General features: G+C 53.7%; 16 protein-coding genes. 8 read left to right on the plus strand and 8 right to left on the minus strand.

Annotation, left to right across the window (positions count from 1 at the left end; genetic code table 11):
- Positions 1-189 precede the first annotated feature (189 nt).
- Positions 190-1,158, plus strand: coding sequence for a cysteine synthase A (gene cysK / locus BW956_RS00380; protein WP_076459973.1), 969 nt, complete (start codon positions 190-192; stop codon positions 1,156-1,158).
- Between the two features lie 113 nt (positions 1,159-1,271).
- On the opposite strand, the gene BW956_RS00385 is transcribed toward cysK, so the two are convergent.
- From BW956_RS00385 to BW956_RS00400, 4 genes are all read right to left on the minus strand, one after another.
- Positions 1,272-1,484 carry a hypothetical protein gene (locus BW956_RS00385; protein ID WP_237708622.1) on the minus strand — a complete coding sequence of 71 codons (213 nt, stop codon included), beginning with the start codon at positions 1,482-1,484 and terminating at the stop codon, positions 1,272-1,274.
- A gap of 108 nt (positions 1,485-1,592) precedes the next feature.
- Positions 1,593-2,489: a patatin-like phospholipase family protein gene (locus BW956_RS00390; RefSeq protein WP_076459975.1), complete on the minus strand. Its 897-nt coding sequence runs from the start codon at positions 2,487-2,489 to the stop codon at positions 1,593-1,595.
- Between the two features lie 170 nt (positions 2,490-2,659).
- Complete coding sequence (locus BW956_RS00395) at positions 2,660-3,586, minus strand: Dyp-type peroxidase (protein WP_076459977.1); 927 nt, start codon at positions 3,584-3,586, stop codon at positions 2,660-2,662.
- Between the two features lie 24 nt (positions 3,587-3,610).
- Entirely contained in the window at positions 3,611-4,888 is a 1,278-nt protein-coding gene (locus BW956_RS00400; protein WP_040886082.1) for a tryptophan--tRNA ligase, read from the minus strand.
- A 130-nt stretch (positions 4,889-5,018) separates the two neighbouring features.
- Here BW956_RS00400 and BW956_RS00405 point away from each other — a divergent pair, with 130 nt between their 5' ends.
- From BW956_RS00405 to yaaA, 3 genes are all read left to right on the plus strand, one after another.
- Positions 5,019-5,297 (plus strand): hypothetical protein, encoded by a 279-nt coding sequence (locus BW956_RS00405; protein ID WP_010322215.1) that lies wholly within the window; start codon positions 5,019-5,021, stop codon positions 5,295-5,297.
- A gap of 82 nt (positions 5,298-5,379) precedes the next feature.
- Complete coding sequence (locus tag BW956_RS00410; RefSeq protein ID WP_076459979.1) at positions 5,380-5,613, plus strand: DUF2789 domain-containing protein; 234 nt, start codon at positions 5,380-5,382, stop codon at positions 5,611-5,613.
- A 71-nt stretch (positions 5,614-5,684) separates the two neighbouring features.
- Complete coding sequence (yaaA, locus tag BW956_RS00415; protein ID WP_010322213.1) at positions 5,685-6,467, plus strand: peroxide stress protein YaaA; 783 nt, start codon at positions 5,685-5,687, stop codon at positions 6,465-6,467.
- A 54-nt stretch (positions 6,468-6,521) separates the two neighbouring features.
- Here the strand turns inward: yaaA and BW956_RS00420 are convergent, their stop codons facing one another.
- The gene (locus tag BW956_RS00420; protein ID WP_076459981.1) at positions 6,522-6,947 is read right to left on the minus strand and encodes a hypothetical protein; all 426 of its coding nucleotides are present in this window, start codon (positions 6,945-6,947) and stop codon (positions 6,522-6,524) included.
- A gap of 451 nt (positions 6,948-7,398) precedes the next feature.
- Between BW956_RS00420 and BW956_RS00425 the strand changes: the two genes are divergently transcribed.
- From BW956_RS00425 to BW956_RS00440, 4 genes are all read left to right on the plus strand, one after another.
- Complete coding sequence (locus tag BW956_RS00425) at positions 7,399-8,004, plus strand: transglycosylase SLT domain-containing protein (protein WP_076459983.1); 606 nt, start codon at positions 7,399-7,401, stop codon at positions 8,002-8,004.
- Positions 8,005-8,464: 460 nt separating this feature from the next.
- Complete coding sequence (locus tag BW956_RS00430; protein ID WP_076459985.1) at positions 8,465-8,881, plus strand: immunity 70 family protein; 417 nt, start codon at positions 8,465-8,467, stop codon at positions 8,879-8,881.
- Between the two features lie 80 nt (positions 8,882-8,961).
- On the plus strand, positions 8,962-9,489 hold the full coding sequence (locus BW956_RS00435) for a hypothetical protein (RefSeq protein WP_076459987.1): 528 nt from the start codon (positions 8,962-8,964) through the stop codon (positions 9,487-9,489).
- Positions 9,490-9,598: 109 nt separating this feature from the next.
- A complete protein-coding gene (locus BW956_RS00440) occupies positions 9,599-10,057 on the plus strand; it encodes a hypothetical protein (RefSeq protein WP_076459989.1) in 459 nt (152 codons plus the stop codon).
- Positions 10,058-10,167: 110 nt separating this feature from the next.
- Here the strand turns inward: BW956_RS00440 and BW956_RS00445 are convergent, their stop codons facing one another.
- From BW956_RS00445 to BW956_RS00455, 3 genes are all read right to left on the minus strand, one after another.
- Positions 10,168-10,467: a type II toxin-antitoxin system RelE/ParE family toxin gene (locus tag BW956_RS00445; RefSeq protein ID WP_076459991.1), complete on the minus strand. Its 300-nt coding sequence runs from the start codon at positions 10,465-10,467 to the stop codon at positions 10,168-10,170.
- A gap of 5 nt (positions 10,468-10,472) precedes the next feature.
- Positions 10,473-10,730, minus strand: a complete 258-nt coding sequence (locus BW956_RS00450) for a type II toxin-antitoxin system ParD family antitoxin (RefSeq protein WP_076459993.1) — start codon at positions 10,728-10,730, stop codon at positions 10,473-10,475.
- A gap of 198 nt (positions 10,731-10,928) precedes the next feature.
- On the minus strand, positions 10,929-13,082 hold the full coding sequence (locus BW956_RS00455; protein WP_076459995.1) for a methyl-accepting chemotaxis protein: 2,154 nt from the start codon (positions 13,080-13,082) through the stop codon (positions 10,929-10,931).
- Positions 13,083-13,229: the final 147 nt, after the last annotated feature.

The following is a 13,229-nucleotide window of genomic DNA, read 5'->3' on the forward strand; positions in this document are numbered from 1 at the left end:
TTTTTATAACGATATGATAAAAATATCTGACATTCAGCCACATAGACCGTTACACTGAACTATACCTGTTGTCAGCCGACAGGCAGAAGCCTGTTTTGACACCAGACCGTTTCCGGAGACGCCTGAAGAGTCATAAATGGTTTTCAGGCGCAGCCAACCTAATCGAGCAGCAAGGGAGTTGATTCGCGAATGAACATCTACGAAGACAATGCATTGACGATCGGGAATACCCCACTGGTACGCCTCAAGCACCTGTGGCCGCAGGGCAACCTGCTGGCCAAGATTGAGTCGCGTAACCCGGCCGGCTCCGTCAAGTGCCGTATCGGCGCCAACATGATCTGGGCCGCCGAGCAGGAAGGCCGCCTCAAGCCCGGCATGACCCTGATTGAGCCGACCAGTGGCAACACCGGTATCGCGCTTGCCTTTGTTGCTGCCGCCAAGGGCTACAAGCTTGTACTCACCATGCCCTCCTCCATGTCACTTGAGCGTCGCAAGCTGATGAAGGCGCTGGGCGCTGAAATCGAGCTGACCGAACCGGCCAAGGGCATGAAAGGCGCCATTGAAAAGGCACAGCAGCTGGTCGACGAAAATCCCGACCAGTACCTGATGCTGCAGCAGTTCGAGAACCCTGCCAACCCGGCTATCCATGAGCAAACAACTGGCCCGGAAATCTGGCGTGACACCGATGGCCAGGTGGATATCTTCGTGGCAGGCGTGGGCACCGGCGGTACTCTGACCGGCGTATCCCGCTACATCAAGAACACCCAGGGCAAGGCGATCCGCAGTGTCGCGGTCGAGCCGCTGGACTCTCCGGTAATCAGCCAGACACTGGCGGGTGATGAGGTTAAGCCTTCACCGCACAAGATTCAGGGTATCGGTGCCGGTTTCGTGCCCAAGAACCTTGATCTGGATCTGGTCGATCATGTGGAGCAGGTCAGCAACGAAGATGCCATGGCGACCGCCCGTGACCTGATGCAGAAGGAAGGTATTCTGTGCGGTATTTCCTGCGGCGCTGCCCTGACAGCAGCTTTACGTGAAGCTGCCAAGCCGGAGAATGCGGACAAGCAGGTTGTAGTGATTCTGCCTGACTCCGGCGAGCGTTACCTCAGCTCTGCCCTGTTCGAAGGCATGTTCACGGATAACGAGAACGTACAGTAACGTTGTAGTAACAATACAACTTGTACAAGGTATAACCAAAAACAGCCGCATTAGCGGCTGTTTTCGTATGTGGCTGCAGCGATAATCCGATACCGGATATCTCAGCAGCTGGCTCAGCTCATCAGGTCACGAACCTGCTGATGGCTGGGGAAGCTGCTCAAATCACGCACGCTGACGGTGTCACCGCTGGTGCGTGTCAGGATGTAGGAGCTGGGCTTGCGCGCGCTGCCTTGATATACACCGCTGACTTCAAAGTTTTCGCCATCAACACCCAGAATCGCAATGGTACGTTCCTGAGTGCTTGCATTCATGTCTACGCTTTTCATCTTTTCTCTGCCCCGATGCTTATTATGTAGTTTTATTACATAAAGCATAGCCTATTTTTCAAATTTAACAAGCAGATGACGGTTTTAAGGTCTTTCAATGACAGCTTGCTAGGGCCGTTTTATCGCGCCCAAACACTTCTCTGCCTTCTGGTATCCGAGGCTGATCATCTCGGCAGCACGGTTGAATTCAAGCATCTGACAGGCATTACGAGAGACTTCAATAATCTCGTCCGGCGGATAGGCCGCAAGCTTCTGACGTGCAATGCTGCTCTGCATGCTATCGAACGCCTGGATAGCCACGCCATAGGCACCCCAGTCGCGAGGACGCGCTTCCGTCTTGTTTTGCTGTAGCCGCTGGATAAAACGGCCAACGCGATCATGCAGCGGCGCCGCTTCGGGGTCTGCCTCAACAGGTTCAGGCACGGGGGCGACCTCTTCGAGCACTGGACCATTCAGGTTCACGGCGACGGTAATGTCGGTATCGTCATGAAAGGTTGGCGCAATGGGGACCGGATTCAGCACGCCGCCATCCACCAGCGTGAGTCCACGGTAGCGGAACGGGGTAAACAGCAGCGGAATGGCTATGGAAGCCCGAATGGCATCAAACAGGTTGCCACTGTTGATCCAGACCTCTTTCTGCCGCTCCAGGTCGGTGGCCACCGCAGTAAAGGGCAGTTCCAGATCTTCAATGAGTACATTACCGACCAGGTTGGTCAGGGTATCGATCAAACGATCCCCGCGTACCAGGCCACCTCTGTCCCAGGTCAGGTCCAGCAGCGCCATGATATCCATACGGGTAATCGAACGTACCCAGTGCTCATATTCGCTTAATTTGCCAGCCGCGTAGATGCCGCCAATCAACGCCCCCATGGAGCAACCGGCAATGGAGCGGATCTGATAGCCATGCTCTTCAAGCCAGCGAATAACGCCGATATGGGCCAATCCGCGTGCACCACCACTGCCCAGCACCAGCGAGACGGTTGTACCTCTTCCGTGTTCAGTCATAGCCCCCACTCCTCTACAACCGGAAATCCATATCCACATCGACACCCCCGGTGCCAATGCTCCTGTTTAAACCATAGACCCATATCCTGATCACGGCAGGTGCATAGTTAAAAAGGTAAGCAAAATCAGAAAGGTAGAGCCGGAGCGAAAGGACCGCTCCGGCTGCAGGCTCAGCTCAGCTGGGTGAGCCAATGACTGGTAGGAACAAAGAAAGCCGAGCCCGTCACGGCACGGGTAAAGTCGAGGATACGGTCGGCATGACCGGTTTCATCGCCTTCCACCATGCTCTTGAGCATGAGCTCAAAATGCTCGGGTGTGCGGCAGGTGCTGACAAACATCAGGCCTTTGCGCTGACTGTCACCGTAAGGCATGCTGTGACGCAGGATCTCCATGGAGCTGCCGTCTTCGCGCTTCAGCGAGGTACGCTTGGTATGTGCATGCGGTGACTTCTTGTCACCCGGATACTCGATGTTCTCGTCCTTGGTGCGGCCATAGGCATCTTCCTGCTGCTTGACGCTGAGACGCTCCCAGGCACCCAGGTCGTGCTCATAGCGCTGCAGGTGCAGGTAACTGCCACCGGCAAACTCGGGGTCTTCATCGCCCACCAGCGCAACGTCCAGACGGTCATCACCTTCCGGATTCTCGGTACCATCGACAAAACCGGTCAGGTCACGCATGTCGCGATAACGGAAGCCATGGATCTCTTCCACCAGCTCGGCGGCATCGTCCAGGCTGCGGCTGATTGCGGCACCCAGTTCAAACACGGCATCGTGCTGATCCGCTCGCACGATGAACAGCAGGTCCACCGGGGTAGAAGGCGCCACGCGCCCGCCCTGCTCCAACGCCGGGAAGGCACGCAGCAAGGCTGGACGTTCTTCCGGGTTAAACTGGTCCCAGTAGCCAGAACCCACGCCAACCGTCAGGTGAAGGTCCGCGTCCGGATAACGGTTGCGAAAATCATCCAGCAACGCAGGCATTGATGCCAGAGAAGCACGCACCAACTCACGGGCGCCCTCCACATGGCTCTGGTTCAAGGTCAAAAACAGGGCATCCTTGCTGGATTCAGCAATCAGGCCCGACTGGTAAGTGTCTCGCATTGCTCTCTCCCCTTACCGCTCGGCTTACAGCAGAGCGGACAACTCTTCAGTCAGCAGGTCCAGTTCATTCTGGGCTTTCTGACGGGCTTTCTTCTTGAGCGTTTCCACTTCAGCCGTTTTTTCTGCAACCAGTGCCTTGGCTGCTTCGGCCTTGTCTTCAGCCTGTTCCACGCGCTCCAGCAGCGGACGGATCTGCATCAGAATGGCACGACGGCGACCTTCTTCTGCACGTGCAATCTCTTCAGCCGACTTCTCCTTATCCTTCACCTCAGCTTTCTTCTGCGCGCTGCTGGTGTCGGTCAGGGAACGGATGCCCACAGCGTGGCGCACCTTATCCAGGAAAGGCGCGGAGTACTCACGGGCACGCTCGGCACCCTTGTGCAGTACCGCTTCCACTTCGCCCAGATCATTCATCAGTTCATTGTAACGGGCACGCGGCGCAGACAGCTGGGCGTCCAGGTACTCGAACAGTTCTTTCTTGGCATCACCCCAGCCAATCCCTTCAACAAAACGCTGACGCATGGCTTCGCTTTCCGCTTCGGTGGCGAAGCAGCGATACAGATGCATCAAGGTATTGTCCGGATCTTTCGGCTCACCCGGCTCACGGGTATCGGTGACAATCTGGTTGATCAGCTTGCGAAGATCATCAGAAGAGCTGAACAACGGAATAGTGTTGTTGTAGCTTTTGGACATCTTGCGACCATCCAGACCCGGAATCAGCTGGGTTTCTTCATCCACCTGGGCTTCCGGCAGCGTGAACAGTGACTCGAAGTTGTGGTTGAAACGGCCGGCGATATCACGCGCCATCTCAATGTGCTGGATCTGATCCTTGCCCACAGGGATGATGTCGGCGTTGAACATCAGGATGTCCGCAGCCATCAGGATGGGGTAGTTGAACAGACCCATGGTGATGCCATCGTCCAGATCTTCCTTGCCCGCATCGCGGTTGGCATCCACGGCCGCCTTATAGGCGTGGGCACGGTTCATCAGGCCCTTGGAGGTCTGACAGGTCAGAATCCAGGTCAGCTCGGTGATTTCAGGAATGTCTGTTTGACGGTAGAAAGTCGCCTTGTCCGTATCCAGCCCCAACGCCAGCCAGGTTGCAGCAATCTCGCGGGTGGAACGGGCTACACGTTCCGGCTCCTGGCACTTGATCAGTGCGTGGAAGTCGGCCAGAAAGAAGTAGCTGTTAAACGCGGGATTCTCGCTCGCGTCGATGGCTGGTTTAATGGCGCCGAGATAGTTGCCGATATGGGGGGTACCGGTGGTTGTAATACCGGTCAGAACGGTTTTCTTAGTCATCATTTACTCGTCAGTCGATTCATCCTGCCCGGGTCTGGGATGACCCTGCACTTCGCAAAGGGCTATGATACACAAGTTGCTGGTCATACGCCCCGTGTAATGGCCAACTGATACGGAGATATTCTGGTTTATGGATGACTTGCTACCCTCGTTTATCACTCTGGGCGGATTTGCACTGCCCGCGGCCTTTCTGCTTTATGTAACCCGCCCACTCAGCCCGGCCACTATTGCCTACCTTTTGGTAATGGCAGGCCTCTGTCTGCTCGGTGGACTGCTGTTTGCCGCCGGCACCATCACGGTGTTGAGCCTGAAAGCGCCGCCTCTGGCCAACTCGCTGCTGGTACTGGCCGGCGCCATGATAAGCCTGGTAATACGTCAACTTTGGCACCTGAGATTAAAGACCCACTAATTTAGTCAACTTTTGACAAACGCCATGACTCAGCCATAATAGAAGCAGTCAAATCAGCCGACTGAATGAATCGGAGGCACGCATGGATACATCGACACATACCTTTTCAGCCCTGTTCGAACAACTGGGCCTGGCAAGCGACACGGATTCCATTGAAAAGTTTATCCGCACTCACCAGCTGACCAGCGATGAGTTGCCACTGCACGAGGCATCCTTCTGGAACAGCTCACAAGCTTCTTTCCTGTGTGAGGCAATCGGCAGCGACTCCGATTGGGCCGAGGTCGTGGATGAGCTGAACGCCAGCCTGCACACCTGATTTAGTCTTTTAACGGAGCGGGTACACTTGCCCGCTCCCTGTCGTTTATTTCCATTGAGGACATCGCCCAGATGCTGACACTGGTCTCTCCAGCCAAAACCCTGGATTACGACTCGCCCCTGGCCACCGAAACCCACACCCAACCCCGTTTCACCGAACACTCGCAGATGCTGATCGAGACACTGCGCAAGCTGTCGGTGCAGGATGTGGCCGATCTGATGAAACTCAGTGACAAGCTGGCCAGCCTTAACGTGGCCCGCTATGAAAGCTGGCAACCCAAGCATACGCAGGACAATGCACGCCAGGCGGTCCTCGCATTTAAAGGCGACGTTTACACCGGCCTTGATGCCGCCAGCTTCAGCGAAGACGATTTCAGCTTTGCCCAGGATCACCTGCGCATTCTGTCCGGCCTCTATGGCGTACTGCGCCCGCTGGACCTGCTGGAGCCCTACCGACTGGAAATGGGCACCAAACTGACCAATGCCCGTGGCGATAATCTCTACCACTTCTGGGGCGACATCATCACCGAATCCCTCAACGACGAACTGGCCGAAAGCGGTAGTGAAGTGGTGGTCAATCTGGCATCAAACGAGTACTTCAAGGCAGTCAAACCCAAGGCACTGCGCGCCCGTTTGATTACTCCGGTATTCAAGGATCTGAAAAACGGCCAGTACAAGATCATCAGCTTTTACGCCAAAAAGGCACGCGGCCTGATGACCCGTTACATGATTCAGAACCGCATCGAAGAGCCGGAAGCCCTGAAGAAGTTTGACCTGGAAGGCTATTACTTCAGTGCCGAAGAGAGCAAAGGCGATACCTGGGTATTCCTGCGCGACGAGCCGCCGGCGAAGTAAAACAGAACGCCACAACGTGATACATCAAAGGGGGCTTTTCAGCCCCCTTTCTGATTATGAAGCCTTGCTGCAATCAGACGACTTAAAGCTGAGTATCGCCACGTTTTCACCCTCGCTGTCAAAGTACTTGTAGAGGACGGAAACATCGTTATCCGACAGGAACTTCATTTCCTCCCTGTGACACATCTTCTCAATCATGGAAGCTCGCATACTCCTCACAAAGATCGCATGATCGATGTCGGCCTTGCGGGTGTCGATCAGGGTATAGCTATTCACCAGACTTGTATCCATCGCCTTGATCGAGTCCCAACGGGTTCCCGAGTCGAGCATCTTGGGTAAAATTTCACTCGTATCCTCAGCGATGTATTCGAGCTCTGCCTGCAGGTCCGATTGACCACCGTCCAGGCTTCTGGTGATAAAAAGACAAATGAAAATGAAGGCAGCACAGGAGAGTGCGATTGCTAAGTGTACGGGTTTCATTGCTTGATAATCCTTTCAGTCAGCAACTTATGAGGTTGTCATCAAGCATGCGCACATCGCTTGGGTCGAGAAGACTGTAGCGGAAAGGCGAAGTATCACGGCCACTCTCCTTCCATTGAAAGTGGGCATGCAAATTGAATTGAAGCGCTTACCCAATCCCTGTGAAGAGACGCTTCGAGGGCAGCATACTGCCCAATTCAAACCTGATTGGCCAGTAAACTATCGTTCAATCTACGCTGCTATCCCTACCCTTCAACTAAAGTGGAAAATTATGCCGTACTGACTTCCGGCGACACTTTATCTCTGTATGATCAATGTAGTCAGCAGATGGCGCTGCCTACTCCAGCAGACAGCACATCCGAAAGCAGACACAATAGTGAGAAAAGGGTTGGTTGTTGCGCGTTAGCCAAGCCACCCTCACCTGCCGTTTAAACCTGGTTTATGAGTGAACATGAAAAAAAGCCTGTTACTCCTGCCCCTGCCCTTCCTGTTAGCCTCATGTGCGACCACGCCACCTTCCAATGTGGAAAATGCCTGTCGCATATTCAGAGAAAAACCCGACTGGTTTGATGCCTCACTGGATGTTGAGCGCAAATATGGGTTACCCATACAGGTACAGCTGGCGATTATGCGGCAGGAATCAAGCTTCAAGCATAATGCCGCCCCACCACGGGATACCCTCCTGGGCATTCCCATGTGGTGGCGCGTATCCAGCGCCTATGGCTATGCGCAAGTAAAAGACGGCACCTGGGACTGGTACAAGGACAAAACCGGCAACTGGGGTGCGGACCGCGATGAATACGACGATGCCGTTGATTTCATGGGGTGGTACGCCAGCGTCTCTCAACGCACACTCGGCATCTCGAAATGGGATGCCTACAACCAGTACCTCGCCTACCACGAAGGCCATACTGGCTGGCAGAGAAAGACATTTAACAGCAAGGGCTGGCTTGTACAGGTCGCCAGAAAAGTTGATGCCAACGCACGGATGTACGGCGAGCAGCTCAGAGGCTGCAGGGATAGTCTTGGCTCCTCATCCTGGTGGTGGCCTTTCTAAGAGTTGTGATAGGAGTTCAGAAAAGGGGCTGTAAGCGAGGGATATGCATGTTCATAAATGGGCTGATTAGCGCACATAGCCGACCTTCGCAGGAATCAGCCGGTCGGTCAGCGCACCGCAGATCTGTAGACAAGTTGATCTGAGTTTCTGTGGTTATATACAGTGTATTAATGGCTACATGCTCTCCGCGCTCGCTTTGTCGCGTACCTGTGCCCATTTGCGACTGGTAACAGGCTGAAAAATCGTTCACTATCAGAAGACTTTCGACTCGCCGTTGCAGGATACTGCGCACGGCAAAGCAGCAAAACGCGCATGCTCGTTTTCACCGGAAGAGAATGGCTGTGATATCTCGATTTATCCTTTCTCTTCCTATGCTTACATCAGTTCTCTCAGTCTTTGGCTGAGGGCAAATATGCGCATGCGCAGTATTAAAAATGTTAGCACCACAAGGAAATCGAGCATGTCCGTCGGTATCAAGGTAGGAAGCATTACTGATGAAATCGGCACATCTGAGTTTTTTCATGCCTTTTTCAGTACGGTAAGCGCCAATTTAGAAAGCGAAGGATGGGCTACACGCTTTCCCATACTGCTCGGCAAACTTTACCAGGGTGACCTGGAATCGGGCTTGGCCAATCAGGCAATCTCCGAATTGACTCAAATTCGAAAAGAGCTATCAGGTTTCGAACCAGGTAGGGTCGTTTGGGATATTGAAAACCCAGCTAAGCAACCACCATGGGGTAATGAAATATCTTCTGAAATTACCTCATTGGCTAATTACTTCGTTACGTCCACTGGACGTGACTTAATATCAACCTTAATTGAGGCCCTTGAGGATGCTGCAGAGAAAGGCAAGCCAGCCGATATCGTCCAGTGCTAACCAGTGGGTGAAGCTGACCGGTACTTCGCTGCGCTCGGTACCGGCAGCTTACCCAAGGCGTTAGGAGCCAAGGAGAGATCGTGCCAAGAAAAGGCATATTCCTATTTGCCACAAAGAGCGATATGGTTCCTGGTCTAGAAATTCTCGAGGATGCTCTTGAATTCAAATATATAGTTCCTGGTCTATTCGATTCTTCTGAAGTGATCGAATACTCATCCTATAAAGAGCTTCCAAATTTTGGGGTATCTGAGAAAGGAAGTGTGGAGAAAATGCCAAGGTATCAATTAGTTCCAGTTGATACTGAAGTTACTGCAATGGAAGTTCCGCAGAGAAAAGGTGGTATTAAGTTCAAAGTGGATTCCGATGTTTGTCTATATTTCAAGCCACCCGGAACCTATCAAGATAGCTTTCTTATACCGGGCGAGTTTTCTCCAGGAGAAGGTGAGTTCTCATCAAATATGTACAAGCTGTTCCGTAAAGAGCTTACAAAAAAATATCACAAAATTAATGCATACAGTGTTGGTCCTGAGGCATATCAAAAGCTTCAATCTGGTATACCGCTCACACCAAGCTACAACGCTAAACCAGAGATGTACCTACAGTGTTAACAAGGGCCAGCAACGGACTGTCAAAAAAGTCACGTAAATTGCTGGCGCAATTACGCGCCACTTTTTCCAGCCGCTGTGGCCGGTGTTAGAATTTTCGAGAGGTAGTTGAGTGAAAGATGGGCTCGTAACTATAGTGCCGGTAATCGGTGTTCTTGGCGTGGTCATTGGTGCTTTGCTGCAAGGCTTCTTCAACCGGAAGAATCAGGTGGCAAACAGTCTATCTGAGCTCCAAAACAAAGCCTATTCTGATTTTTTGAACTCTGTATCGAAAATAGCTGTGGCCCAGCGTAAAGATCAGCGAACTGTCGTAACCGAGGAGCTTTCAAATCTAGCGGACGCCAAGTCGCGAATTTGTGTTTATGGCCATGCTAGTGTTGTTCATCATTTAGCTGATTTTTTGAGAGCTGGGGGTACGTTGCAAACTGAACAAGAAATCCTATCGTTCACGAGATTGTGTCTCCAAATTCGTGAGTCTGTAGGTATGCGCGATAAGGAACTTTATCCCTCGGATATATCCCAACTACTGTTTAGTATCGACGTCAAAAATGTCAAAACACCAGGCGCCTGATGCTAACAATCGCAGGCAGCGCATGCTGCGGGCGTTAATGGTCGCGTACATTTATTAGAAGGTACTAAAGGTCTGTAAAGGGCCAAAGTCAGTCGTGAAAAAGACCGCGACTATTTCAGATGGCGGACTGGGTCTTGGCGGCTATGTAGCACACGTATGATTTCCACGTTGCGAGCTGTGACACGGTAAAACAGTACATGACTTTCGGCACGCAAGCTCCGAATGCCTGCCAGCAGTTCTGGTCGCTCAGTACCCATCAGAGGCTGTTCGGTCAGCGACCAAAACGTGCCTTTTAGTGCTTCCAGGTAACGGTCAGACTTAGCCTGCCCCCATTGGCGCAGGCCATATTGGTATATGTCTTTGAGGTCGGCCTTCGCAGCCGGCGCAATTATTAGCAGGTGTGTTGGCACTACTGTTAGCTCTTGATGTCGTCAAAAAGAGAATCGAGTGCTGCTTTAGATTCAATGGCAATACCCTCGCCACTGTCCAACTGGTCGGTGCCGACTTTCAGCTGTTCCCGTAAACGAGCCAACTTGACCTCGTGAACCCAGTCTTCATGGGTATCCATAAATCGCAGCGCTTCACGAATCACCTCGCTGGCATTGTTGTAAAGACCGCTTTCCACCTTGGCTTTAACGCGGGATTCGAGCTCTGGTGTCAGTGATACATGCATGGCGACCTCCAAAGGTAGATATGCCCTAAAGACTAGGCAATGCTACAAAGATTGTCAATGATTGTATATCGAACCCTCGAAGCAGTCTTGCCTTTCCGCTACTTCAGCTTTGGGCCATCTCCATAAGCCTCACCCAGAAAACAAAGAGGCCCATCCAGGGCCTCTTAAACGTTCACCATCTATACGATACTTGCCGCATTACTTGCTAACCGAGCTCACCTCAAAAGCCCCCACCAGCTGCTGCAGCTTGGCCGCGGTGCCTTTTACCTGATCAGAGCTCATCTGCAGCTCGCTGAAAGCCGTATTCATGCGGGTTGTGATATCTGCCACCGAGCGGGCGTGGCCGCCGTGTTGCTGACTGTGTTCATCGATGTGTTTGATGATATCGAACATCTGCGCCACGCTATCGTGCAGCTCGGAATTGTCTGAGGTGGACTGCTCGGCCAGAGTCAGGCTGCGGTCTACATCTTCTACGCCGGACTCCATGAAGCGTACGGCTTCGCTGCTCTCGGTCTGGATACGCTCGACACGGGTGCCAATTTCACGGGCAGCCTCATCGGTGCGTGCGGCCAGGCCGCGCACTTCATCGGCGACTACCGAGAAGCCTCGGCCGTGCTCACCGGCACGGGCCGCTTCGATGGCCGCATTCAGAGCCAGCAGGTTGGTCTGCGCGGTGATATCGGTGATCAGCGTGACAATCTCATCGATTTCAGTGGTACGGGCATTCAGGGCCTGTACGCGCTGAGCAGAGGTCTGGACGATGTCGCGGATCGCCTGGGTGCCCGAACGTACGGATTCAAACTGCTCGCGGGCCTGGCGTACAACTTTTTCCATGGCATCTTTCATCACCTCGGCGGTGGATGAGGCGCGGCTGATTTCAGCGAGCTGGGACTCAACCAGCGCCAGCATCTGCTCCGCCGCCTCATCGACGGAGCCTGCAGCTTCCAGTGCGACCTGGTTACGGGCCTGCATCTGTTCGCTGTTATCGCCCACATCGCCAGAAGCCCGAATAACCTGACCGACAATGCTGTCCAGATTATCGACAAAACTGTTTACCCAACGCGCCAGGTCTCCGGTTTCATCGGCAACGATGCCGTCGCTATCCAGACGCTGTCGCAGGTTGCCCTGCCCTTCCGCCAGGTTACGGATTACGGCGGTCATATCATCCAGACGCCGCGATACCGGCTTCAGCCCCAGGCGCCAGAACGCCAGTACCGAAAGCATGACAAAGGCAAAGTTACAGACCATGCCTGTCAGGTGACCCAGATCCAGCCAGTATTGCACGCCATAGCTGGCACCTAACCCCAGCGCCAGCGACCCGGTCAGGTTGGCAAACATGCGTGTGCTGATGGAGCGGCGGCGGTAGACCTCTTCCAGGTCGGACTCACACATCATGCCCCAGCGGTCACGGGAGCCGGGCAAAGAGAAAGTCACACCCTTACCGATAACCGGAATATGGCGGTAGTCGGAATAGCCGGGATAGGTTACGAACAGGTTGCTGCCATTGCGAATGGTTTCGCGCACACCGGGGTGCAGCTTGCCGGTAGCCGGATCGGTAAAGCGGATCTCAAACTCGGTATGCTCACTGACTTTGACCGTGCCCCATTTGGTGTGAATCCCGCTTTTCAGGTTTTCGCCGTGGGAGAAGGTATCGTCCTCAAAACGTGAGCGCGACAGTGCTATGCCCTGCTCGATGCTGGGGTCAAAGCGCGATTCGACCATGAACAGGTAGTTGTCACCGGACTCCGGGTAGATATGCCCGGCCTCACGCTGAATCAGGTCCCCCAGCACATCATTGGGGACACGGGCACAGAGCAGCCCCACTACCTGACCATTACGGGTCACCGGCTGATAGAACATCAGGGTTACTGCATCGTGGAAGCGGGAGGAGCTGGGGCCAATCTGCCTGGTCACCGAATCGCGGTACGGCCCATGCAGGAAGGGAGACTTGAGCCCTTCGCTGACTGCTGCGCGGTTAAGGTCTGTCGCGCCGATACGGCTGCTGACGCTGGAGTACTGCACACGCCCGTCCGTACTGACCAGTGCCAGCTCGGACCAGTCCAGCGCCTGCTTCATTTTAAGATTGAACAGCTGCTGGTTCTGCTGCGGCTGATCCAAATCCACCTGATCGGCCAACGCTGCCAACAGATCCCATTGCGCCTGCGTCCATTCAGTGAGCAGGCGAACCCTGATTTCAGCCACACTTTCAAAGGTCTGTTCAACCACGGGCAAGGTGCGTCGATTCAGCCAACAGGACCAGCGCATCTTCAACTTGCCGGTACCCCCAAACCAGGGAAGCCAATGGCGTTCGGCGTTGGACAGTTGCATCTGGGCGCTTTTCAGTGGGGTCATACGGAGTTCTCCATGGGGGTATTACTCCCTAGGAGGTAGCAATTATTGCGCCAAATCAGTGCAAGCAACAGAAATGGTTATTTTCAGCGACAGATGCGCGGGAGAAGCGCCCCACAAAGAAGCACCAGAATGGCGTTTCGAAAGGAT

Origin of the sequence: Marinobacterium stanieri (genome assembly GCF_900155945.1) — a bacterium.
Lineage (GTDB): Bacteria > Pseudomonadota > Gammaproteobacteria > Pseudomonadales > Balneatricaceae > Marinobacterium > Marinobacterium stanieri.

Excerpts from the sequence above, each read along its gene's own strand:
- cysK (WP_076459973.1), top strand. The coding sequence starts at position 190 with ATGAACATCTACGAAGACAATGCATTGACGATCGGGAATACCCCACTG.
- BW956_RS00385 (WP_237708622.1), bottom strand. The coding sequence starts at position 1,484 with ATGAAAAGCGTAGACATGAATGCAAGCACTCAGGAACGTACCATTGCG.
- BW956_RS00390 (WP_076459975.1), bottom strand. The coding sequence starts at position 2,489 with ATGACTGAACACGGAAGAGGTACAACCGTCTCGCTGGTGCTGGGCAGT.
- BW956_RS00395 (WP_076459977.1), bottom strand. The coding sequence starts at position 3,586 with ATGCGAGACACTTACCAGTCGGGCCTGATTGCTGAATCCAGCAAGGAT.
- BW956_RS00400 (WP_040886082.1), bottom strand. The coding sequence starts at position 4,888 with ATGACTAAGAAAACCGTTCTGACCGGTATTACAACCACCGGTACCCCC.
- BW956_RS00405 (WP_010322215.1), top strand. The coding sequence starts at position 5,019 with ATGGATGACTTGCTACCCTCGTTTATCACTCTGGGCGGATTTGCACTG.
- BW956_RS00410 (WP_076459979.1), top strand. The coding sequence starts at position 5,380 with ATGGATACATCGACACATACCTTTTCAGCCCTGTTCGAACAACTGGGC.
- yaaA (WP_010322213.1), top strand. The coding sequence starts at position 5,685 with ATGCTGACACTGGTCTCTCCAGCCAAAACCCTGGATTACGACTCGCCC.
- BW956_RS00420 (WP_076459981.1), bottom strand. The coding sequence starts at position 6,947 with ATGAAACCCGTACACTTAGCAATCGCACTCTCCTGTGCTGCCTTCATT.
- BW956_RS00425 (WP_076459983.1), top strand. The coding sequence starts at position 7,399 with ATGAAAAAAAGCCTGTTACTCCTGCCCCTGCCCTTCCTGTTAGCCTCA.
- BW956_RS00430 (WP_076459985.1), top strand. The coding sequence starts at position 8,465 with ATGTCCGTCGGTATCAAGGTAGGAAGCATTACTGATGAAATCGGCACA.
- BW956_RS00450 (WP_076459993.1), bottom strand. The coding sequence starts at position 10,730 with ATGCATGTATCACTGACACCAGAGCTCGAATCCCGCGTTAAAGCCAAG.
- BW956_RS00455 (WP_076459995.1), bottom strand. The coding sequence starts at position 13,082 with ATGACCCCACTGAAAAGCGCCCAGATGCAACTGTCCAACGCCGAACGC.